Here is a 20,129-nt window from a genome sequence, read left to right on the forward strand (position 1 = left end):
AGTAACGCCCACGTTATGGAACCGTTTGTGTCGCTTCGGCCCCTGGCGGCTGCCTTCGGGCGAACCCGTTCACACTAGGCTTAGCTGCATGACCAGCAGCCTGCACCACCGTGCCATAGAGAATCTTGGCACCCGAATTATCTCAGGGGAGCTGCCTGCCGGCCATATTATGCTCGCCGAAAAACTCGAGGATGAACTCGGGGTATCCCGGTCAGTGATCCGTGAAGCCGTCCGTGTACTGCAGTCCCTCGGACTCGTGGAGACCACCAAGCGGGTGGGTATCCGGATATTGCCCCCGAGCCGCTGGAATCCGTTCGACCCCCAGGTCATCCGCTGGCGCCTGGCCAGCGACGCCCGCGGCGCGCAGCTTCGGTCACTTGCCGAGCTGCGCTCCGCCGTGGAACCGGCCGCAGCCGAGCTGGCCGCCCAGAACGCGCCGGCGCCGCTGCGGCTGGAGCTGGTGGACGTTGCCCGTGCAATGCTCGACGCCGGACGCAAGGGTGATGTGCCCCGCTTCCTTGAGCTGGACATCCAGTTCCACTCGCTGTTGCTGTCCGGTTCGGGCAACGAGATGTTCGCGAACCTCATGGGCCAGGTGGCGGAGACCCTGACGGGCCGGACCGTGCACGGCCTGATGCCGGACCACCCGCACGAGGCCGCCCTCCAGTGGCACGTGGATGTGGCGGAGGCAATCGCCCGCAGCGATGCCGCAGCCGCACGCGAAGCGTCAGACAAGATCATGAGGCGGACCATGTCCCAGATGTCCGACACGTGGACCGAGCAACCCCGCGTTTTCATTCCGGTGGAGCGCTGACATCCGTACGGCGACTTTTTGTTTCCAGGGGTTCACGGTATATTCAACTCAGGCCCTCCACCGCGGCATCCCCCAATAGTCGCGGTGGAGGGTTTTCCAATGCCCGGAGGACACCGCGTGCCGGCGGGATACGGCTATGCAGCGTCCGCAAGTGCCTCCCTGAGCCGCCAGCCCCCACCCAGCCCGTCCCGCTCAAGGAGCATCGTGGTAAGGGCGGAGCCGGCGTTCCTGCCCAGCCGCACCTGAAGCTGCAGGACCTCGACGTCCACCCGGCTCAGGCCCCTGGGCATCCTGCGGTGGGTCTCCCACCAGCTGACCCGCTCGAACCACCTGACCGGCTCCGCGCCCACGGCCCATTCCCTGCCACTGCAGAGCACCGCCGCCGGCAGCCCATCCGTCCCCGTCCGCACAATCACGTGTTCCATCCCTGCAAGCTATGGCAGGGGTCGGACATTCAGGGAAGGGCCTGCATTAGGGGCCAAGCGGAAGCAACGCAAAAGCCCCGCTGCTTCCGCTTGGCGGCGGAAGCAGCGGGGCTGCTTGTGGGTCCTACCGGGATCGAACCGATGACATCCACGGTGTAAACGTGGCGCTCTACCAGCTGAGCTAAAGACCCAAAGTGGCCGGACCGGGCACTGCTGCGCCCTGACCAACGAACATAGACTCTACCCGATCCCCGCCGCCAAATGCGAATCGGCCGCGGATGTGCCGGCTTCGGGCCCTACCCTGCCACGGGCGGGAGCTCAGAAGCGAGCCACGCCAGCGATTCGCTGACGCCGGCTTCCAGCTTGATGGTTGCCTTGTCATCCCCACGGGTGGCACCCCTGTTGATGATGACCACCGGTTTGCCCTCCTTGGCGGCGTGCCTGACGAAACGCAGGCCGCTCATCACCGTCAGTGACGATCCCGCAACAACCAGGGCTGCGGCGTCATCGACCATCCGGTACGAGGTTTCCACCCGGTCCTTGGGCACGTTCTCACCGAAGTACACGAAGTCAGGCTTCAGTATTCCGCCGCAGGCGGGGCAGGCCGCCACAACGAAGCTGCTGATCAATGCCTGGTCTTCCACGGTGGAGTCGGCGTCGGGCGCCATCTCCACCAGGCCCGTCCGCACCGCCCGTTCCAGGAAGTCGGGGTTCAGCTCGCCAAGGATTCCTGCCAGCAGGTGCCGGGTATAAGTCCGGCGGCAGTCCAGGCAGACCACCTGGTCATACCTGCCATGAAGGTCGACGACATTGGTGCTGCCGGCATCCTGGTGCAGGCGGTCCACGTTTTGGGTGATGAGGCCGGTAAGGTGCCCTCGGCGTTCCAGTTCTGCCGCGGCGAGGTGGCCTTGGTTCGGATCGGCGCGCCGAAGGTGTGACCAGCCGATGTGATTTCTGGCCCAATAGCGCTGGCGGTTGGCGGCCGCCTTGACGAATTCCTGGTAGGTCATGGGCGAGCGAGGGGGCGAACCGGGTCCCCGGTAGTCGGGGATCCCCGAGTCGGTACTGAGTCCGGCCCCGGTGAGCAAGGCGAAACGGTCCCCTGCCAGCACGTCCCTGATCCGAACCAGGACTTCAAGTTCTCCTGCGGATGGGGGTCCGGGAGGCACAGGCGGCATGCTGGCGAAGCCTGTGAGGCCTACACCAGGCCGCTGCCCGCCCACGGCGCGTCAGGCCTTGTCCAGCCCGGCAAGTGCCGTGCGGTATTCCCCGATGTCCCGGGCCTGGCCCCGCGGATTCACGACGCTGTATCGGATGGTTCCGCCGGCATCGATGATGAAGGTGCCCCGCCGCGCCATGCCGCTGTCGGCGTCGAACACTCCGTACCGGCTGGCGACGGCACCGTGCGGCCAGAAATCGGCCAGCAGGTCGAAGCTGTACTGTTCCTGGGCCGCGTAGGCCCGGAGGCTGAACTTGCTGTCCACGGAGACGGCCAGGACGGTGGCATTCGCATCCTCGAACAGCGCCAGGTTATCCCGTAGTTCGCAGAGTTCGCCGGTGCAGATGCCGGAGAATGCAAAGGGATAGAACACAAGGACCACGTTCTGGCCCCGGAAGGAGGACAGCCTGACCGGCTCGCCGTATTGGTTGACGAGTTCAAAATCAGGCGCCGCCCCACCGACTGCGGGGACAGCTACGGAAGCAGCGGCAAGCGCTGCCGTCACTTGTTCTTCCTGCTCACCAGCCGCGTTGCGCTCCAGTCCTTGGACACGCCCGCGGAGGTAGTAACGTGCAGTCCCGCGGTTGGCGCCGCCTCCTGGATGTCAGCTGGGGAGACATATCGGTCCCTGCCGGACTTGGGAGTCAGTACCCACACGACGCCGTTCTCACTCAGTGTGGTCAGCGAATCCATGAGGCTGTCCACCAGGTCTCCGTCGCCGTCGCGCCACCACAGGATGACTGCGTCAGCCACGTCGTGGTCGTCCTCGTCGAGCATCTCGGAACCGGTGAGGTCCTCAATATCGTCACGCAAGTCGAAATCGACGTCGTCGTCGTAACCGAACTCCTGAATCAGATCCCCGTTCTTGAAACCCAATTTTTCCGCCACATTTACCGAAGTGGCGGCGTCGGCCTCGCTCACGTGTACCTCCAATGCCTCATATATGCAGTGCGCATAGTGATTTCCATTACTCCCAAGCCAACACCCTTTGTGCCTGAGCTTCAAGCTGCCGCCCCCGTGATGCGGCATATTCTGCGTCACATCGGGTCCGTCCAGCCCGCTGCCCAGCGGCTTTTCGTCACACAACCAGTATGACGGCGAAATACAACTGGGCCGCCCAAGCCGCGGCTACGCATCGCGTAAGGGACAGAGTTAGAGTGGCAGGTGACAACTATGCCTGCGGGGCAACAACCCTGTAACTCCAATGCAGTCGTAGGAAAACTAGGACCCTGCCCGGCACACATGACCGGGCTGTTGTAACCGATACGTCGCACACGGCGTACGTTCGCCGGGCGGTCACCCTGCCCGGCCTGAGTGCGCCACCAATGCGCGCAAAGAGAGGTTGGACGTGGCTGCAGGAGAAGATACCTCCCATATCCTCAGCGGGTTGACTAACCAGCTGCCTGATCGTGATCCGGAAGAGACTGCCGAGTGGGTTGAGTCCCTGGATTCATTGATCAAGGAACAGGGCACCGAGCGTGCCCAATTCATCATGCGGAGCCTGCTGCAGCGCGCCGGCGCGCAAAGCGTCGGGGTGCCGATGGTGACCACCACCGATTACGTGAACACAATCCCGGTGGACCAGGAAGCCGAATTCCCCGGCAACGAGGAGTACGAGCGCCGCTACCGGGCATACATGCGCTGGAATGCAGCGGTGATGGTCCACCGTGCCCAGCGGGCGAACATCGGGGTGGGCGGACACATCTCCACCTACGCCGGCGCCGCCACCCTGTACGAGGTTGGGTTCAACCACTTCTTCCGCGGCAAGGACCACCCCGGCGGCGGGGACCAGGTCTTTTTCCAGGGCCACGCCTCACCCGGTATGTACGCCCGTGCGTACATGGAAGGCCGGCTGTCCGAGGAGGACCTGGACGGGTTCCGGCAGGAGAAGTCCCGCGAGGGCCACGCCCTGTCCTCCTACCCGCACCCGCGCCTGATGCCGCATTTCTGGGAGTTCCCCACTGTGTCCATGGGCATCGGGCCGATGAACGCGATCTACCAGGCGCAGTCCAACCGGTACCTGCACAACCGCGGCCTGAAGGACACGTCGGACCAGCAGGTCTGGGCATTCCTCGGCGACGGCGAAATGGACGAGCCCGAGTCCCGCGGCCTGCTCCAGCTCGCCGCGAACGAGAACCTGGACAACCTCAACTTCGTGATCAACTGCAACCTCCAGCGCCTGGACGGACCGGTCCGAGGCAACGGCAAGATCATGCAGGAACTTGAAGCGTTCTTCCGCGGTGCCGGCTGGAACGTCATCAAGGTCGTCTGGGGCCGCGAATGGGATGACCTCCTCGCCAAGGACACCGACGGGTCGCTGGTGAAGATCATGAACGAGACCCCGGACGGCGACTACCAGACCTACAAGGCCGAATCCGGCGGGTTCGTCCGCGAACACTTCTTCGGCAAGACCCCGCAGACAAAGGACATGGTCGCGGACCTCACCGATGACCAGATCTGGAACCTGAAGCGCGGTGGCCACGACTACCGCAAGGTCTACGCCGCGTACAAGGCAGCCACCGAATTCAAGGGCAAGCCCACCGTCATCCTGGCCAAGACCGTCAAGGGCTACGGGCTCGGACCGCACTTCGAGGGCCGCAACGCGACCCACCAGATGAAGAAACTCACCCTGGACGACCTGAAGAAGTTCCGCGACCACCTGCGGATCCCCATCACGGACGAACAGCTCGAAAAAGACCTGTACCAGCCGCCGTATTACCACCCCGGCAACGACGCTCCTGAAATCAAGTACATGATGGAACGCCGCGCCGCCCTGGGCGGCTCGGTCCCGGAGCGCCGGTCAAAGCACCAGGCGATCGAGTTGCCGGACGCGAAGTCCTACGAGGTGGCCAAGCGCGGCTCGGGCAAGCAGCAGGCCGCCACCACCATGGCCTTCGTGCGCCTGCTCAAGGACCTGATGCGGGATAAGAACTTCGGCAAGCACATCGCCCCGATCATCCCCGACGAGGCACGCACCTTCGGGATGGACGCGTTCTTCCCGACGGCGAAGATCTACAACCCCAAGGGCCAGAACTACCTCTCCGTGGACCGGGACCTCGTCCTGGCCTACAAGGAATCGCCCGCGGGCCAGCTGATCCACCCCGGCATCAACGAAGCCGGCGCCGTGGCGGCGTTCACCGCGGCCGGCACCGCGTACGCCACACACGGCGTGCCCCTGGTCCCGGTCTACGTGTTCTACTCCATGTTCGGCTTCCAGCGCACCGGCGACGCCTTCTGGGCCGCAGCAGACCAAATGACCCGCGGCTTCATTATCGGCGCCACGGCAGGGCGGACCACCCTCACCGGCGAAGGCCTCCAGCACGCCGACGGCCACTCCCCCCTGCTCGCGTCCACCAACCCGGCAGTGGTCACCTACGACCCCGCCTACGGCTACGAAATGGGCCACATCATCCGGGACGGCCTTGAGCGCATGTACGGGCCTGATTCGGAGGACCGGAACCTCATGTACTACCTCACGGTCTACAATGAGCCGATTATCCAGCCGGCAGAGCCCGAGGAGCTGGACGTCGAAGGCGTCATCAAGGGCATCTACCTGCTTGCCCCGGCAAAGATCGACGGTCCCCGGACCCAGATCCTCGCCTCGGGCGTGTCCGTGCCGTGGGCCATCGAGGCGCAGCGGATCCTGGCGGAAGACTGGTCGGTCTCGGCTGACGTCTGGTCCGTCACGTCCTGGAACGAGCTGCGCCGCGACGGCCTCGCCGCGGAAGAGGAAGCCTTCCTCAACCCCGGCGAACCCGCCCGCGTCCCCTTCGTGACCCAGCAGCTCGAGGGAGCCACCGGCCCCGTCGTCGCCGTCAGCGACTACATGAAAGCCGTCCCTGACCAGATCCGGCAATTCGTCCCCAACGAATTCGCCACCCTTGGTGCCGACGGCTTCGGGTTCTCAGACACCCGCGCCGCAGCCCGCCGCTTCTTCAAGAACGACACCCACTCGATCGTGGTGCGTTCGCTGGAGATGCTCGCGCGCCGCGGTGAGGTGGATTCCCAGGCTCCGATCAAGGCGATTGAGAAGTACAGGCTTCACAACGTCAATGCCGGCACCACCGGCAACGCCGGCGGCGAGGCCTAGCCCCTCACCCCAGCAGAACCGCGACGGCGGCTCCCTCCGAAAGGCGGGGGCCGCCGTCGTCCGTTTCGGCCATGGTGTTGTGTGACGCAGGGCAATGCGGATTGTAGCCTTTGCACAAATGGAGGTTGCGGGGCGCTGCCCGTATGCTCAAAGAATGCCAGCACCTGCCTCCCCGTCCGCCAAGCGCAAACCGTCCACGCCCAGGGTCACGCCGGAGAAGTCCGAAACCCTGAAGAAGCTGCGGGCAAACGTTGGCCAGCTTTCCACCACCACCATGCGCGAGCTGGAAAAGTCGCTGCCCTGGTACAGCCGGCTCAGCTCGGACGAACGCTCGGCGCTCGGCATGGTGGCCCAGAACGGCATCGCCGCCTTTGTCACCTGGTATGAGCGGCCAAGCTCGCCATCGTGGATCCTGACGGACGTCTTCGGAACCGCGCCCACCGAACTGACCCGGTCCATCAGCCTGCAGAAGGCGCTGCAACTGATCCGGATCGTCGTCGAGGTGGTGGAGGACCAGGTTCCGGTGATTGCGCCGGAAGCCGACCAGCCGGCATTGCGCGAAGCCGTGCTGAGGTACTCGCGGGAAGTCGCTTTCGCCGCCGCCGACGTCTACGCCCGCGCCGCCGAATCCCGCGGTTCCTGGGACACCCGGCTCGAAGCCCTGATCGTCGATGCCATCCTTCGCGGGGAGAACACGGACGCCCTGCGTTCCAGGATCGCGGCACTGGGTTGGAAGGCCCAGGAACGGTTCACTGTCATGGTGGGCAATTCACCGTCGGAGCCCAGCGCCAGCTACGTCAGTGAACTGCGCCGGATGGCCGGCCGTTATGCGGAGGACGCGCTGGTGGGCATCCAGGGCGACCGGCTCATCCTCATCCTGGGCGGCGTCCAGGACCGGGAGACCGCCTATGTGAAGCTCAGTGAAATGTTTGCGCCCGGGCCGGTGGTGTACGGCCCTGAAGCCGGTTCCCTGCTCGAGGCCAGCGGCTCGGCCCAGTCGGCGTTCGCCGGGCTGACAGCGGCCAGGGCGTGGCCCTCCGCGCCGCGCCCGGTCGCGGCCGACGACCTGCTCCCGGAGCGGGTCATCTCCGGGGACGACGCCGCGCGCCGTTCCCTGGTCAAGAACATCTACCGCCCGTTGCTGGCGGCGTCCAACGGCCTGGTGGAGACCTTGGGAACCTACCTGGAACTGGGCCATTCGCTGGAGGCCACGGCCCGGGAACTCTTCGTCCATGCCAACACCGTCAGGTACCGCCTCAAGCGTGTTTGTGATGTTACCGGCTGGGATCCGCTCCTCCCCAGGGAAGCCTTTGTCCTGCAGGCTGCGCTCGTAGTGGGCCGTCTTTCGGCGCCGCCGAAAGCTGCCGCCGAGCGCCTGCCGTCCCGGAATCAGCCCTAAGTCGTTGTAGACTTCCTACAACCTGACCCCGTGAGCTTGGTGCGGACAAACACCGCTGGATCACACAGTAATTTGGAAAGCTGGATACGTGCTTGCAATAGTCTGCCCTGGACAGGGCTCACAGACCCCGGGTTTTCTGGCCCCTTGGCTGGAACTGCCCTCGGTGGCAGGCCACCTGGCCTCCTTGAGCGAGATCGCAGGCATTGACCTGACCGCCCACGGGACCACCTCGGATGAAGAAACCATCAAGGACACTGCGGTGGCGCAGCCCCTGATTGTCGCGGCCGGCCTTGTTGCCGCCGCTTCCCTGTTCGACGTCGAGCTCAGCTCCCTTCCGGTCATCCTCGCCGGCCACTCCGTTGGTGAAATCACCGCCTCCGCCCTCGCCGGAGTGCTCACGGAGCAGGAAGCCATGACCTTCGTGCGGGAACGTGCCAACAGCATGGCAGCGGCCGCGTCCGTCACTCCCACAGGCATGAGCGCCGTGGTGGGCGGCGACCCCGCCGAGGTCCTTGCGGCCATTACTGCCGCAGGCGCCACCCCCGCCAACGTCAACGGGGCAGGCCAGACAGTTGCCGCCGGCACGTTTGAACAGCTGAAGGCCCTTGCCGAGAACCCGCCCGCGAAGGCCCGGGTCATTCCCCTGAAGGTAGCCGGCGCGTTCCACACCAGCCACATGGCGCCCGCGGTCAGCGCCCTCAAGGCGCTGCAGCCGCAGCTGAAGCCGCAGGCACCGAAGGTGCCGCTGCTGTCCAATTTCGACGGCGGCGAAGTCACCGACGGCGGTGCCGCCGTCGACAGCCTTATTGCCCAGGTTTCCCGCCCGGTCCGCTGGGACCGCTGCATGGAAACGATGGTTGAGCGCGGCGTCACCGGAGTGATTGAACTTGCCCCCGCGGGCACCCTGGCCGGCCTTGCCAAGCGGGGGATGCCCGGCGTCAAGACCGTAGCCGTCAAGACCCCCGATGACCTTTCCGCCGCCCTGGCGCTCTTCGCAGAACTGGAGGGAGACGCATGAGCGTTCCCACGCTGAAGCAGGCTCCCATCCAGGAGCACACCCGCATCCTTGGACTGGGCGCCTACCGGCCCGACGTCATCGTCACCAACGAGGACGTCTGCCAGTGGATCGATTCCTCCGACGAGTGGATCCGCCAGCGGACCGGCATCGTGACGCGCCACCGTGCTCCCGCGGACGTCAGCGTCATCGACATGGCGGAGGGGGCCGCGCGCGAGGCCATGGAAAAGGCCGGCATCGAGCCTTCCCAGCTCGGCGCCGTCATCGTGTCCACGGTGACGCACCCGTATGCCACCCCTTCGGCCGCGGCCAGCCTGGCTGACCGCCTCGGCGCGACCCCGGCTCCTGCCTTCGACATTTCAGCTGCCTGTGCAGGCTACTGCTACGGGATCGCCCAGGGTGACGCCCTGGTCCGCTCCGGCGCCGCCAAGTACGTCCTGGTGGTGGGAGCGGAAAAGCTTTCCGATGTCATCGACAACAGGGAACGCACCATCTCGTTCCTGCTGGGCGACGGAGCGGGCGCCGTCGTCATCGGCCCCTCGGACTACCCCGGAATCGCCCCCTCTGTCTGGGGATCGGACGGCAGCAAGTGGGACGCGATCGGCATGACGCGCTCCATGCTGGATGTCAGGGACCTTGGCATGGCCGCCCGGCAGTCCGATTCCACCGGCGACCTCGCCCTCCTCGAAGAGGCGCAGGAGCTGTACCCCACCCTCCGGCAGGACGGCCAGACCGTCTTCCGCTGGGCGGTCTGGGAAATGGCCAAGGTTGCCCAGCAGGCCCTCGATGCCGCAGGCATCCAGGCGGAGGACCTGGTGGCCTTCATTCCCCACCAGGCGAACATGCGCATCATCGACGAGATGGTGAAGAAGCTGAAGCTGCCGGAGGGCGTTACAGTGGCACGGGACATCGCTGACGCAGGCAACACCTCGGCAGCATCCATCCCGCTCGCCACGCACCGCCTGCTGCAGGAAAACCCGGAGCTAAGCGGCGGACTGGCCCTGCAGATCGGTTTCGGCGCGGGGCTGGTCTTCGGCGCCCAGGTAGTCGTCCTTCCCTAGGAACACCCCGAGCAACGCCCCCATCGGGCCGCATCCGCGGCCCGGACCATTTCCGGCAGCACCTGCCGGCAATACAAGAAAAGGAGCCATCAATGGCTAGCAACGAAGAGATCCTGGCCGGCTTGGCTGAAATCGTCAACGAGGAAACCGGCCTGGCCCCCGAGGCCGTGGAGCTGGACAAGTCCTTCACCGAGGACCTGGACATCGACTCCATCTCCATGATGACCATTGTGGTCAACGCCGAGGAAAAGTTCGGCGTCCGCATCCCCGACGAAGAGGTCAAGAACCTCAAGACCGTCGGCGACGCCGTCAGCTTCATCGCCGGAGCGCAGGCCTAGCCAAGGCTTCCGCCGTTACGGCATGGCAGGGCTGCCGGTCCGGATGACCGGACCGGCAGCCCGCCGCATTTTTCCGGCACCTTCCACTCGTTGGACCGTGGCCGATCATCAAAACGCGGGACCTCCGGAAGACGGGTTCCCCACCGACGAAAGAGTGATCCCATGACACGCAAAGTAGTCATTACCGGTCTGGGTGCCACAACGCCCATCGGCGGCGATGTACCCACGATGTGGAACAACGCGCTCAAGGGGGTCTCCGGTGCCCGCACCCTGGAGGACGACTGGGTGGCCAAGTACGAGCTGCCCGTCCACTTCGCTGCGCGCTGCAGCACCCCTGCCCTGGACGTGCTCAGCCGTGTAGAAGCCAAGCGCATGGACCCCTCCACCCAGTTCGGCGTTATTGCCGCCCGTGAGGCCTGGGCCGATTCCGGCATCACCGACTTCGACAAGGACCGCCTCGCTGTTGCCTTCGCCACCGGCATCGGCGGCGTGTGGACCCTGCTGGACGCTTGGGACACGCTCAAGGAAAAGGGCCCCCGCCGGGTCCTGCCCATGACCGTTCCCATGCTGATGCCCAACGGCGTCGCCGCTGCCGTCAGCCTGGACCTGGGTGCCCGCGCGGGCGCCCACACTCCCGTCTCGGCCTGCGCCTCGGGCACCGAAGCACTGCACCTGGGACTGGACCTGATCCGCTCGGGCAAGGCCGATGTGGTGATGTGCGGCGGCGCCGAAGCTGCCATCCACCCGATGCCCCTGGCGGCTTTCGCATCCATGCAGGCACTTTCCCGCCGGAACGACGATCCCCAGGGGGCTTCACGCCCCTACGACACCGCCCGCGACGGCTTTGTCATGGGCGAGGGTGCAGGCGCCCTGGTCCTGGAAGCCGAGGAACACGCGCTGGCACGCGGTGCCCGCATCTACGGCGAACTGGCCGGAACGTCGGTCACCGCCGACGCGTACCACATCACGGCTCCCGACCCCGCGGGCCTGGGCGCAACACGCGCGCTGAAAGCTGCCATGTTCGACGGCAGGATCCAGCCTGAGGATGTCGTGCATGTCAATGCGCACGCCACCTCCACGCCGGTGGGCGACAAGCCTGAGTACACCGCCCTGCGCGCCGCCCTCGGCGCCCACGTGGACAATGTGGCGGTCTCCGCCACGAAGTCACAGATGGGGCACCTCCTGGGCGCCTCCGGTGCGGTCGAAGCCGTTCTCACGGTGCTCGCCGTGTACGACCGGAAGGCACCCGTCACCATCAACCTCGAAAACCAGGACCCGGAAATCCCGCTGGACGTCGTCACCTCCGCCCGGGACCTGCCGGCCGGCAACATCGTGGCGCTGAGCAACTCGTTCGGCTTCGGCGGCCACAATGCCGTGATTGCGGTCCGCAGCGTCTGACGCCGGTCCCGCTGACAAGAGGAGGCCCCGCCGGTTGGCGGGGCCTCCTCTTTGCTATGGAAAAACGAAGCTATGGAAAAACGAAAGGTCGACGGCGGTCAGCCCACCTGGTGGAGCCAGCGTACGGGAGCGCCCTCGGCAGCGTGCCGGAACGGTTCGAGTTCCTCATCCCACGCTTCGCCGAGGGCAAGGGAGAGTTCGTGGTAGACGGCGGCGGGGTCACCGGCGCCGGACTCGTAGGCGTAGCGGATCCTGTCCTCTGACACCATGATGTTGCCGTGGACGTCCGTGACGGCGTGGAAGATCCCAAGCTCAGGGGTGTGCGACCACCGCCCGCCATCCACACCCTGGCTCGGCTCCTCCGTGACCTCATACCGAAGGTGCGCCCAACCACGCAGGGAGGACGCAAGCTTGGAACCCGTGCCGGGGGCGCCAGTCCAGGACAGCTCCGCCCGGAACATTCCGGGCGCGGCCGGCTGAGGGGTCCACTCAAGATCCGTCCGCTTGTCCACGACGGATCCGATGGCCCACTCAACATGAGGGCACAAGGCCGTAGGGGCCGAGTGAACAAACAGCACACCGCGGGTCATTGCAACAGACATTCCATCCTCCATAGCTATAGGTACGTCTTCCCCAACGACCTCTGCCTGGATGGAACTGCTGGTGCCTGCACTGCGGCGGCGGTTCCTGCCTTCCTATTCAGATGTATCAGATAAAGCTGTGTCCGGACTTGCCGTGACGCGGGAAGCCGCAAGCTTCACGCAGGACTTGAAAGTTACCGGACGTGATTCTCATTGTGCCGTACCCCACGAAATTACGCCAGTGCGATTCATGGCGCCGTGGCTTATGCCCTCGGGTGGGCCTGCTGGTAACTCTGCCGCAGCCGGTCCACCGAGACATGGGTGTAGATCTGGGTGGTGGCCAGGCTGCTGTGGCCGAGGATTTCCTGTACCGCGCGGAGATCGGCCCCTCCGTCCAGCAGGTGCGTTGCCGCGGAATGCCGCAGGGCGTGGGGCCCGGATGCCGAGGTATCGCCAAGCCCCGCGAAGAGGCCGTGGACCATGGCCCGGACTTGACGCTGGTCCACCCTGCCCCCGCGGGTGCCCAGGAAGAGGGCCGGCCCGCTGCCGGCCCTTGCGAGCAGGGGCCTGCCGCGCCGCAGCCAGTCGTCCACCGCCAGGGCTGCGGGAACGCCATAGGGGACCGTGCGTTCCTTGTTGCCTTTACCGATGACGCGCAGGGTGCGGCGGTCAAAGTCCACGTCATCGATATCCAAGCCGGCCAGTTCGCCCACGCGGACACCGGTAGCGTAAAGCAGTTCCACGATCGCACGGTTCCGCAGAGGCAGCGGCGCGCCCTCGGCCGCCCCTTCCTCCAGGGTGGCGAGCAGCCGGGCCACCTGCGCGGCCTGCAGCACGCCGGGCAACGACTGTTCCCGTTTGGGGGCCTTGAGACGCAGAGCAGGATCCGCAACGATGAGTTCCTCCGCCAGGGCCCAGGCAGTGAAGACCCTTACGGAGGCGGACCGCCGGGCGAGGGTTGCTCGTGCGGCACCAGCCTGGCTTTGGTTCCCCAGCCAGCGGCGTAGGGTGCCAAGTTGCAGGTCCCCAAGGCGGTCAGCGCCTTCCGCCGAGGCGTGGGCAAGGAGGCTCCGGACGTCACCCAGGTACCCCCGGAGCGTGTGTGGAGAAACGGCGCGCTCGGCGGACAGATACCGTGCGAAAGCCTCAAGCGCCCGGCCAAGCTCTACGGGCAGTTCCTCGTTTTCCACCCCCCTACTGTCTCAGGTCCGGTGCCCGAAGCAGCGGTGACACGCGATCCCGCCTTGGGCCCTCATTCCCACCAACGGCGGGACGGAGTCAATGCACATCACGTGGTTGCCTTACCGCGTTTCCAGCCGCCCCGCTCCGAGACCGCCAGTCCCAGTAAGCCCAACCGGCCCAGGCCGGCCCGGACCGATTCCTGGCTTAGGCCCGCGACCACGGCGAGTTTCTCAACCGACGTGGTGGAGCGCAACGGCAGGGCGTCCAGGAGAATCAGGTCCTCCAGGGTCAGGCCGTCCTGCACGGCCGCCTGACCCTGGTGCGCGTCCGGAAGGGCGGAGCCGCTGGGGCCCGCCAGTTCGGCAACCTCGGCGGCGTCCGTCACGCACACGGCTCCTCCATCCCGAAGAAGACGGTGGCAGCCCGCCGAGTTGGCGCTGTGCACGGAGCCGGGGACAGCGCCAACAGCGCGGCCAAGGGTCTCGGCGTGGTGTGCGGTGTTCAGTGCCCCGGACCGCCACCTTGCCTCCACTACAACGGTCACGGCGGACAGGGCGGCGATAATGCGGTTGCGCTGAAGGAACCTGTAGCGGGTGGGGGCGGACCCCGGGGGAACCTCGGCGAGCACTGCGCCCTGGTTGCACACGGCCCGCAGGAGGTCCTCGTTTCCCGAAGGGTAGAACCGGTCAACTCCCCCGGCCATCACTGCGACGGTCGGCATGGCATCCGAAGCTCCAGCGAGGGCTGCCCGGTGGGCGTGTGCGTCAATGCCGTAGGCGCCGCCGGACACCACGGTGAATCCGCGCTGCGCGAGGGAGTAGGCGATATCACCCGTGACGGAGGCTCCATAGCTGGTGCTGTCCCTGGACCCGACGAGGGCAATGGCTGTGGACACTCCGGGAAGCCGCTGTTCCTGGCCCCGCCACCAGAGGCAGATCGGCTCCTGGATCCCGAGGTCACCCAGCTGGACTGGCCATAATTCGTCCGACGGAATGATCAGGCGCCCACCCAGCCGCGCCATGGTTGCGAGGTCCCGTTCCGGGGCGAGATCGGGTATGCGGGGCTGCCAGCGCCTGAGCGACCCGGCCATCCCGGCCCAGCCTGTGGCCAGCCCGCTGTCCGCGAGCAGCCCGGTAATCTCCTGCTCCAGATCCGGCCCTGCCGCCACCTCGCCGGTAGCGATGCGCATTGCGTCCACTGCCCCGGCAACGTGCACCAGGGCCAGGCCCGCGGCGTCCTGCGGCTCCATCAGTCGCGAGAGGGCGGCGCGGGAACGCCGTTCGCTGTCCCTGGCTGCCGCGTTCATGCCACGGCCGCCGCTGCCTGCCGGAGGCCCAGTGCCTGCCCGATGTCGTTGGTGTCCGGTTGGTCCCGGTGCCCGAGGTCGGCCAGCGTCCACGCCAGCCGGAGCACGCGGTCGTAGCCGCGGGCTGTAAGGACGCCCCGTTCAAGGGAGTGGTCAAGGATTCGGGTGACGCCTGCCTGCAGCCTAAGCTCGCCTCTCAGGACGCGGCCTGGAACCTGCGCATTGGTTTCCAGGCCATAGGGCGCCAGCCGTTCCAGTTGCCGCGCCCTGGCGCCGCGCACCCGCCGTGCCACCGTGGCGGTGTCCTCCTCCGCCCCGGCCTGTCCGAAGTCGGCCAGGGAGACCCGTTCCACCTGGAGCTGGATGTCCACCCGGTCCAGGAGCGGACCGGACATCCTGGCGAGATACCGCCGCCGCATCATGGGTGTGCAGGTGCAGTCCAGGCCCTTTCCGGATGCCTTGCCGCAGGGGCAGGGATTAGCCGCGAGGACCAGCTGGAAGCGGGCGGGATAAGCGGCGATTCCTGCTGACCGGTGGATCACCAGCTCGCCGCTTTCCAGCGGTTGGCGCAGCGCATCCAGCACCCGGCGCTCGTACTCCGGCGCCTCGTCCAGGAACAGGACGCCACGATGTGCCCGGGATGCCGCCCCCGGACGGGGAAGCCCTGAGCCGCCGCCGATGATGGCTGCCGCGGTTGCCGAATGGTGCGGGCTTTCGAACGGCGGCCGGCGGAGCAGCTGCACCGAGGAGGACGGCAGCCCGCACAGCGAATGGATGGCTGTCACCTCCATGGACTCATGGTCCCCAAGGTCCGGCAACAAGCCGGGAAGGCGTTCTGCCAGCATGGTTTTGCCGGCGCCCGGCGGTCCTGTCAGGAGAAGATGGTGCGCCCCTGCGGCCGCCACTTCCAGCGCCCGCCGGGCATCACCCTGGCCGGATACGTCGGCCATGTCCGGATATACCCCCGACTCGCCGACTGCTTCGCCGGTGGAGTCCGCGTCCTCGGGTTCGAAATCCAGCGCGAGCTCCTGGGGGTCCGCGCCGAAGTCCAGCGCCAGCCTGGCCAGCGTGCTGTACCCCCGCACCCTGGCGTCCGGCACCAGGGCAGCCTCCGCGAAGTTCGCCTGCGCCACGACGATGTCCGGATACCCGGCCTGCACCGAGGCCATCACGGCCGGGAGTATCCCCCGGACCGGACGCAGCCTGCCGTCGAGCCCAAGCTCTGCAATAAACACTGTCCGACCGGTGGGTTTGATGTCGTTGGCGGCGCGGAGCACGGCCATGGTGACGGCCAGGTCGAAACCCGAACCGCGTTTGGGCAGCGAGGCGGGAATAAGGTTGGCGGTGATTTTCCTGCGACTCAGGGGAATCCCGGAGTTCTTCGCCGCGGACCGGATGCGCTCCTTCGCCTCGTTGAGGGAAGCGTCCGGCAGGCCCAGGAGAATGAAGGCCGGGAGGGTTTGGCCGATGTCCGCCTCAACCTCCACCATGTATCCGTTCAGCCCCACCAGGGCAATGGAGTAGGTGCGGCCCAGCGGCATTTAGCCCACCCCCTTGAGGTGTTCCACCACGGGTGTCCCGCCGCCGTCGTCTAGCACCGCGATGACATCAACGCGCCGCCGCGGCATCCGCAGCTCCCGGTCCCGGCACCAGGCGGCTCCAAGCCGGTGGAGCCGCGCAAGTTTTTCCGGGCCTACGGCTTCGAAAGGATGGCCGTAGTCGAGAGTGCGGCGGGTCTTCACTTCGGCGATGACCAGGGCGTCGCCGTCGAGGGCAACGATGTCTATTTCGCCTTCGGTACAGCGCCAGTTACGCTCAACCACCAGCATGCCCAGGGTTTCAAGATAGCCGGCGGCGACGTCCTCGCCGTGCCGGCCCAACAGGTCTTTCGATTTCATTTCTACCTCCGCAACCAGCCTGTGATGGCTGGGGCCCGGAGGACAGGAAGATTACCGCCTATGTGGATTAAGCCCGGTCAGCTCCCCCTGTGCAGGAGGAGTCGGCGGGGAGGAAGGCGGCCGGCGGAAAGGCCCTAGTTGCCCAGGTCGACGTCCTTGGGCAGGGCGAGTTCCTCGCTGCGCGGCAGTTCTTCGACGTTGACGTCCTTGAACGTGAGGACCCGGACGCTCTTGACGAACCTGGCCGAGCGGTAGACGTCCCACACCCACGCGTCCTGCAGGGTGAGGTCGAAGTAGACCTCGCCGTCGGCGCTTCGCGCCTGCAGGTCAACATGATTGGCCAGGTAGAAGCGGCGTTCGGTTTCGACCACATAGCTGAACAATCCGACCACGTCCCGGTATTCACGGTAGAGCTGGAGCTCCATGTCGGTTTCGTAGTTTTCAAGATCCTCAGCACTCATGCTTCCATCTTGCACCATCACCGGGGCCGCTGGCGCCCGCACCGGAGCACTCAGGCGTCGGCCGGAACTTCCCCGTCCGGATTTTCGCAGTCCGGAACTTCACCGTCCGCATCTTCGCGGTCCGGCAGCCCGGCGTCGAGCAGGTCCCCGCCAAGCAGCCGCCAGCTGACCCGGTGGTAGGGCGTGGGTCCGGCGGCGCGGAGGACGTCGCGGTGCAGGACCGTGGCGTAGCCCTTGTTGATGTCCCAGCCAAAGTCCGGGAACTGGGAGTGCAGTTCACGCATCATCCGGTCCCGTTCAACTTTGGCGATGACGCTTGCGGCAGCGACGCTCAAGCACTGCATGTCCGCTTTGACCTTGGTATGCACGGGGGCGTCACAGCTGACCTCGAAAACGGGTTCGTCGAACAACGACAGTTGCTCGGCGGGGGAAAGCCAGTTGTGGCTGCCATCCAGGAGCACGGCCTCGGGACGGACGCCTGCCTCGAGGATGTCCCGCCAGGCCCGTGTTCCGGCGAGGCGCAGCGCGGCAATGATGCCGATCGAGTCGATTTCCTGGGCGGAGGCATGGCCCACCGCCGATGCCACGCTCCAGCGGCGCACCAGCGGTTCAAGCCGCTCCCGTTCCGCCGGGCTCAGGAGCTTGCTGTCCCGCACGCCGGCCAGGGGCTTCTGGCGTTCCAGGTCCACCACGGCAATACCCACGCTCACCGGTCCGGCAAGCGCGCCACGCCCTACCTCATCCACCCCGGCCAGGTACCGGATCCCCTCGGCCTTGAAGGTCCGCTCGTGCCTCAACGTAGGAGCCTTTGCGCGGGCAGGCACCTTGGTGGAACCCGTCCTGGGCTTGACTGCCGTGGTCATGGTCAGGGCGCCGCCGGCACGTTCCGGAACACGTCCGGGTAGTTGCCAAGGGTGGTGATGCGGTTCAGCGGCCAGGCAATGACCGCCGCTTTGCCTTCGAGGTCGTCGAGGTCGATGAACCCGCCGTCGGAATCCATGTGGGCACGGGAGTCGGCGGAGTGGTTCCGGTTGTCACCCATCACCCACACCTTCCCTTCGGGGACCACTACATCGAAGTTGCGGATCTGCGGCACCTCGGCGGGGTTGACGTAGCTTTCGTCGATTGCCGTCCCGTTGATGGTCAGTTTACCGCCGGCATCGCAGCACACCACGTGGTCCCCCGGCAGTCCGATGACCCTTTTGACCAGGTGTTGTTCAGAGTTGTCCGGCAGCAGGCCAACGAATGTCAGTCCGTCCTGGACCCAGGTGAAGGGCCCCTGCTCTTTTTCCGGCGCGGCCGGCAGCCAGCCCTTGGTGTCCCGGAAAACCACCACGTCGCCGCGGGTCAGCGCGAACGGTTCAGGTACCAGGAGGTTGACGAAAATGCGGTCGTCAACGTCCAGGGTATTGACCATGGACTCGGAGGGGATAAAGAACGCCCGGAACAGGAACGTCTTGATAAGGAAGGACAGCACGACGGCGATCACCACCACCGTGGCGACTTCCTTCAGCCACGCAAGGACCGGGCTGCCCGCGGATTTCCCGGCTGCCCTGGCGGCAGAGCGGCTGTCCGCGGCAGCGGGAGCAGGCGCCTCAGGATCCTGGGCGGCCGTCACCGGAGCCGCGTCGGAGGGTGTAACCGAGGCCCCCTCCTGACGTGGTTCAGGAATCCGCGCGTGGTTCTCGGGCATCTACTGTCCGTTCTCTGTTGTTGGTCCTGCCGCAGGCGGACGTGGTAATGATGCAAATCTATCAAGCGGCCAGATGATCTGGACCGGCCTGCCGATAACCCTGTCCAGCGGGACCATGCCGCCGCCAGGAGCACCTAGCAGGCTTCGGGAGTCGGCGGACAGGGACCGGTGATCACCCATCAGCCACAGCCGCCCGTCCGGGACCACTACGCTGAACTTCTGCGTACTGGGGGCGTCGCCGCTGAAAACGTACGGCTCCTCCAAGGGCTCCCCGTTCACAGTAACCCTTCCACCGGCGTCGCAGCAGGCCACCGAATCCCCCGCCACGCCGATGACCCTTTTGACGTAGGTTGTGTCGCTCCCAGTAAGGCCGAGCCATTGGGTAATGGCAGCCGCCGCCTCCAGGAAAGGGCCGTTTCCGCTCTTGAGCGGAGCGAAGGTGCCCCGCCCGTCAAAGACGACGATGTCCCCGCGCCGGATTGGTTCATCCCGGAAGTCGGTCCGGGAAACCACGATGCGGTCCCCGCCTTCCAGTCCCGGCTCCATGGACGCGGAGGGGATGAAGTAGACATCCAGCCACAACGACCGGACCAGTCCGCTGACGGCCAAAGCCAGGAAGACGGCAAGGAACGCAAAACGCCAGCCCATTTTTCGGGGCTGGCGTTTTGTCTGGTCCATGGTCCGTATCCTGGGCGCTGGTGCTGGATGGCTCCGGCGCTGGCCGGATACGGCTGCGGCCCAGCCTTCGTAGGTCCGAAGGGACTTACTTGGCGGTGCTGAAGTCGCGCTTTTCCTTGATCTTCGCAGCCTTACCGCGCAGTGCACGCATGTAGTAAAGCTTGGCGCGGCGGACGTCACCCTTGGTAACGACCTCGATCTTTTCGATGATCGGGGAGTGAACCGGGAAGGTACGCTCCACGCCGACACCGAAGGACACCTTGCGGACGGTGAAGGTTTCGCGGACACCCTCGCCCTGGCGGCCCAGGACGAAGCCCTGGAATACCTGGACACGGGTGTTCTTGCCTTCGATGATGTTCACGTGAACCTTGAGGGTGTCACCGGCGCGGAACGCGGGAACATCGGTACGCAGCGAGGCTGCATCGACGGAATCGAGAATATGCATGATGTGCACTCCTGGTGAACGCCACAGGTCATTCACTTTGGGTCACGGCAGGCAAGCCCGGAACGCTGGTGGCGTAACCGGAGATTGCTGCCGAAAGTTAAGTGGTCCGGCCGCTTCACTGATTGA

General features: G+C 66.0%; 21 protein-coding genes and 1 tRNA gene. 7 read left to right on the forward strand and 15 right to left on the reverse strand.

Features of this window, described 5'->3' with window-relative positions:
- Nucleotides 1–88: 88 nt before the first annotated feature.
- The gene (locus FHJ30_RS11915; protein WP_139029516.1) at nt 89–814 is read left to right on the forward strand and encodes a FadR/GntR family transcriptional regulator; all 726 of its coding nucleotides are present in this window, start codon (nt 89–91) and stop codon (nt 812–814) included.
- Nucleotides 815–948: 134 nt separating this feature from the next.
- Here FHJ30_RS11915 and FHJ30_RS11920 read toward each other — a convergent pair whose 3' ends face one another.
- The 5 genes from FHJ30_RS11920 to FHJ30_RS11940 form a co-directional block, all read right to left on the reverse strand.
- A complete protein-coding gene (locus tag FHJ30_RS11920; RefSeq protein WP_139029517.1) occupies nt 949–1,239 on the reverse strand; it encodes a hypothetical protein in 291 nt (96 codons plus the stop codon).
- Nucleotides 1,240–1,357: 118 nt separating this feature from the next.
- Nucleotides 1,358–1,430 (reverse strand) — tRNA-Val (locus tag FHJ30_RS11925).
- A 105-nt stretch (nt 1,431–1,535) separates the two neighbouring features.
- Entirely contained in the window at nt 1,536–2,417 is an 882-nt protein-coding gene (locus tag FHJ30_RS11930; RefSeq protein WP_373683148.1) for an NAD-dependent protein deacetylase, read from the reverse strand.
- A gap of 51 nt (nt 2,418–2,468) precedes the next feature.
- Nucleotides 2,469–2,963: a peroxiredoxin gene (locus FHJ30_RS11935; protein ID WP_139029519.1), complete on the reverse strand. Its 495-nt coding sequence runs from the start codon at nt 2,961–2,963 to the stop codon at nt 2,469–2,471.
- Entirely contained in the window at nt 2,960–3,379 is a 420-nt protein-coding gene (locus FHJ30_RS11940) for a DUF3052 domain-containing protein (protein ID WP_139029520.1), read from the reverse strand. Before FHJ30_RS11940 ends, FHJ30_RS11935 begins: the two co-directional genes overlap by 4 nt.
- A gap of 427 nt (nt 3,380–3,806) precedes the next feature.
- On the opposite strand from FHJ30_RS11940, the gene aceE reads away from it, so the two are divergent.
- The 6 genes from aceE to FHJ30_RS11970 all read left to right on the forward strand — a co-directional run bounded on the left by aceE (nt 3,807) and on the right by FHJ30_RS11970 (nt 11,759).
- Nucleotides 3,807–6,548: a pyruvate dehydrogenase (acetyl-transferring), homodimeric type gene (gene aceE, locus FHJ30_RS11945; protein ID WP_139029521.1), complete on the forward strand. Its 2,742-nt coding sequence runs from the start codon at nt 3,807–3,809 to the stop codon at nt 6,546–6,548.
- A gap of 154 nt (nt 6,549–6,702) precedes the next feature.
- The gene (locus tag FHJ30_RS11950; protein ID WP_139029522.1) at nt 6,703–7,947 is read left to right on the forward strand and encodes a CdaR family transcriptional regulator; all 1,245 of its coding nucleotides are present in this window, start codon (nt 6,703–6,705) and stop codon (nt 7,945–7,947) included.
- Between the two features lie 88 nt (nt 7,948–8,035).
- Nucleotides 8,036–8,965, forward strand: coding sequence for an ACP S-malonyltransferase (locus tag FHJ30_RS11955; RefSeq protein WP_171059006.1), 930 nt, complete (start codon nt 8,036–8,038; stop codon nt 8,963–8,965).
- Entirely contained in the window at nt 8,962–10,023 is a 1,062-nt protein-coding gene (locus FHJ30_RS11960) for a beta-ketoacyl-ACP synthase III (protein WP_139029524.1), read from the forward strand. Before FHJ30_RS11955 ends, FHJ30_RS11960 begins: the two co-directional genes overlap by 4 nt.
- A 92-nt stretch (nt 10,024–10,115) precedes the next feature.
- Entirely contained in the window at nt 10,116–10,361 is a 246-nt protein-coding gene (locus FHJ30_RS11965) for an acyl carrier protein (protein ID WP_009359314.1), read from the forward strand.
- Nucleotides 10,362–10,523: 162 nt separating this feature from the next.
- Entirely contained in the window at nt 10,524–11,759 is a 1,236-nt protein-coding gene (locus FHJ30_RS11970) for a beta-ketoacyl synthase (RefSeq protein WP_139029525.1), read from the forward strand.
- Between the two features lie 98 nt (nt 11,760–11,857).
- Here FHJ30_RS11970 and FHJ30_RS11975 read toward each other — a convergent pair whose 3' ends face one another.
- The 10 genes from FHJ30_RS11975 to rplS all read right to left on the reverse strand — a co-directional run bounded on the left by FHJ30_RS11975 (nt 11,858) and on the right by rplS (nt 20,003).
- Nucleotides 11,858–12,361: a DUF3145 domain-containing protein gene (locus tag FHJ30_RS11975; RefSeq protein WP_041652118.1), complete on the reverse strand. Its 504-nt coding sequence runs from the start codon at nt 12,359–12,361 to the stop codon at nt 11,858–11,860.
- A 242-nt stretch (nt 12,362–12,603) separates the two neighbouring features.
- Nucleotides 12,604–13,530 (reverse strand): tyrosine recombinase XerC, encoded by a 927-nt coding sequence (locus FHJ30_RS11980; RefSeq protein ID WP_139029526.1) that lies wholly within the window; start codon nt 13,528–13,530, stop codon nt 12,604–12,606.
- 98 nt (nt 13,531–13,628) lie between these two features.
- Nucleotides 13,629–14,828 (reverse strand): DNA-processing protein DprA, encoded by a 1,200-nt coding sequence (gene dprA / locus FHJ30_RS11985; RefSeq protein WP_139029527.1) that lies wholly within the window; start codon nt 14,826–14,828, stop codon nt 13,629–13,631.
- Nucleotides 14,825–16,369, reverse strand: a complete 1,545-nt coding sequence (locus FHJ30_RS11990) for a YifB family Mg chelatase-like AAA ATPase (protein WP_139029528.1) — start codon at nt 16,367–16,369, stop codon at nt 14,825–14,827. Before FHJ30_RS11990 ends, dprA begins: the two co-directional genes overlap by 4 nt.
- The gene (locus FHJ30_RS11995) at nt 16,370–16,726 is read right to left on the reverse strand and encodes a YraN family protein (RefSeq protein ID WP_139029529.1); all 357 of its coding nucleotides are present in this window, start codon (nt 16,724–16,726) and stop codon (nt 16,370–16,372) included.
- A 134-nt stretch (nt 16,727–16,860) separates the two neighbouring features.
- Entirely contained in the window at nt 16,861–17,187 is a 327-nt protein-coding gene (locus FHJ30_RS12000) for a DUF2469 domain-containing protein (protein WP_139029530.1), read from the reverse strand.
- Nucleotides 17,188–17,237: 50 nt separating this feature from the next.
- Nucleotides 17,238–18,050: a ribonuclease HII gene (locus FHJ30_RS12005; RefSeq protein ID WP_139029531.1), complete on the reverse strand. Its 813-nt coding sequence runs from the start codon at nt 18,048–18,050 to the stop codon at nt 17,238–17,240.
- Between the two features lie 2 nt (nt 18,051–18,052).
- A complete protein-coding gene (gene lepB, locus FHJ30_RS12010) occupies nt 18,053–18,880 on the reverse strand; it encodes a signal peptidase I (RefSeq protein ID WP_139029532.1) in 828 nt (275 codons plus the stop codon).
- On the reverse strand, nt 18,881–19,558 hold the full coding sequence (gene lepB / locus FHJ30_RS12015; protein ID WP_139029533.1) for a signal peptidase I: 678 nt from the start codon (nt 19,556–19,558) through the stop codon (nt 18,881–18,883).
- A gap of 85 nt (nt 19,559–19,643) precedes the next feature.
- Complete coding sequence (rplS, locus tag FHJ30_RS12020) at nt 19,644–20,003, reverse strand: 50S ribosomal protein L19 (protein WP_050054723.1); 360 nt, start codon at nt 20,001–20,003, stop codon at nt 19,644–19,646.
- Between the last annotated feature and the right edge of the window lie 126 nt (nt 20,004–20,129).

Origin of the sequence: Arthrobacter sp. BB-1, from assembly GCF_006151685.1 — a bacterium.
Lineage (GTDB): Bacteria > Actinomycetota > Actinomycetes > Actinomycetales > Micrococcaceae > Arthrobacter.

Bases quoted from the DNA above. Each gene is read 5' to 3' on its own strand.
- FHJ30_RS11915 (WP_139029516.1), top strand. From the start codon at position 89: ATGACCAGCAGCCTGCACCACCGTGCCATAGAGAATCTTGGCACCCGA.
- FHJ30_RS11920 (WP_139029517.1), bottom strand. From the start codon at position 1,239: ATGGAACACGTGATTGTGCGGACGGGGACGGATGGGCTGCCGGCGGCG.
- FHJ30_RS11930 (WP_373683148.1), bottom strand. From the start codon at position 2,417: ATGCCGCCTGTGCCTCCCGGACCCCCATCCGCAGGAGAACTTGAAGTC.
- FHJ30_RS11950 (WP_139029522.1), top strand. From the start codon at position 6,703: ATGCCAGCACCTGCCTCCCCGTCCGCCAAGCGCAAACCGTCCACGCCC.
- FHJ30_RS11960 (WP_139029524.1), top strand. From the start codon at position 8,962: ATGAGCGTTCCCACGCTGAAGCAGGCTCCCATCCAGGAGCACACCCGC.
- FHJ30_RS11965 (WP_009359314.1), top strand. From the start codon at position 10,116: ATGGCTAGCAACGAAGAGATCCTGGCCGGCTTGGCTGAAATCGTCAAC.
- FHJ30_RS11970 (WP_139029525.1), top strand. From the start codon at position 10,524: ATGACACGCAAAGTAGTCATTACCGGTCTGGGTGCCACAACGCCCATC.
- FHJ30_RS11975 (WP_041652118.1), bottom strand. From the start codon at position 12,361: ATGTCTGTTGCAATGACCCGCGGTGTGCTGTTTGTTCACTCGGCCCCT.
- dprA (WP_139029527.1), bottom strand. From the start codon at position 14,828: ATGAACGCGGCAGCCAGGGACAGCGAACGGCGTTCCCGCGCCGCCCTC.
- FHJ30_RS11990 (WP_139029528.1), bottom strand. From the start codon at position 16,369: ATGCCGCTGGGCCGCACCTACTCCATTGCCCTGGTGGGGCTGAACGGA.
- FHJ30_RS11995 (WP_139029529.1), bottom strand. From the start codon at position 16,726: ATGAAATCGAAAGACCTGTTGGGCCGGCACGGCGAGGACGTCGCCGCC.
- FHJ30_RS12000 (WP_139029530.1), bottom strand. From the start codon at position 17,187: ATGAGTGCTGAGGATCTTGAAAACTACGAAACCGACATGGAGCTCCAG.
- FHJ30_RS12005 (WP_139029531.1), bottom strand. From the start codon at position 18,050: ATGACCACGGCAGTCAAGCCCAGGACGGGTTCCACCAAGGTGCCTGCC.
- lepB (WP_139029532.1), bottom strand. From the start codon at position 18,880: ATGCCCGAGAACCACGCGCGGATTCCTGAACCACGTCAGGAGGGGGCC.
- lepB (WP_139029533.1), bottom strand. From the start codon at position 19,558: ATGGACCAGACAAAACGCCAGCCCCGAAAAATGGGCTGGCGTTTTGCG.
- rplS (WP_050054723.1), bottom strand. From the start codon at position 20,003: ATGCATATTCTCGATTCCGTCGATGCAGCCTCGCTGCGTACCGATGTT.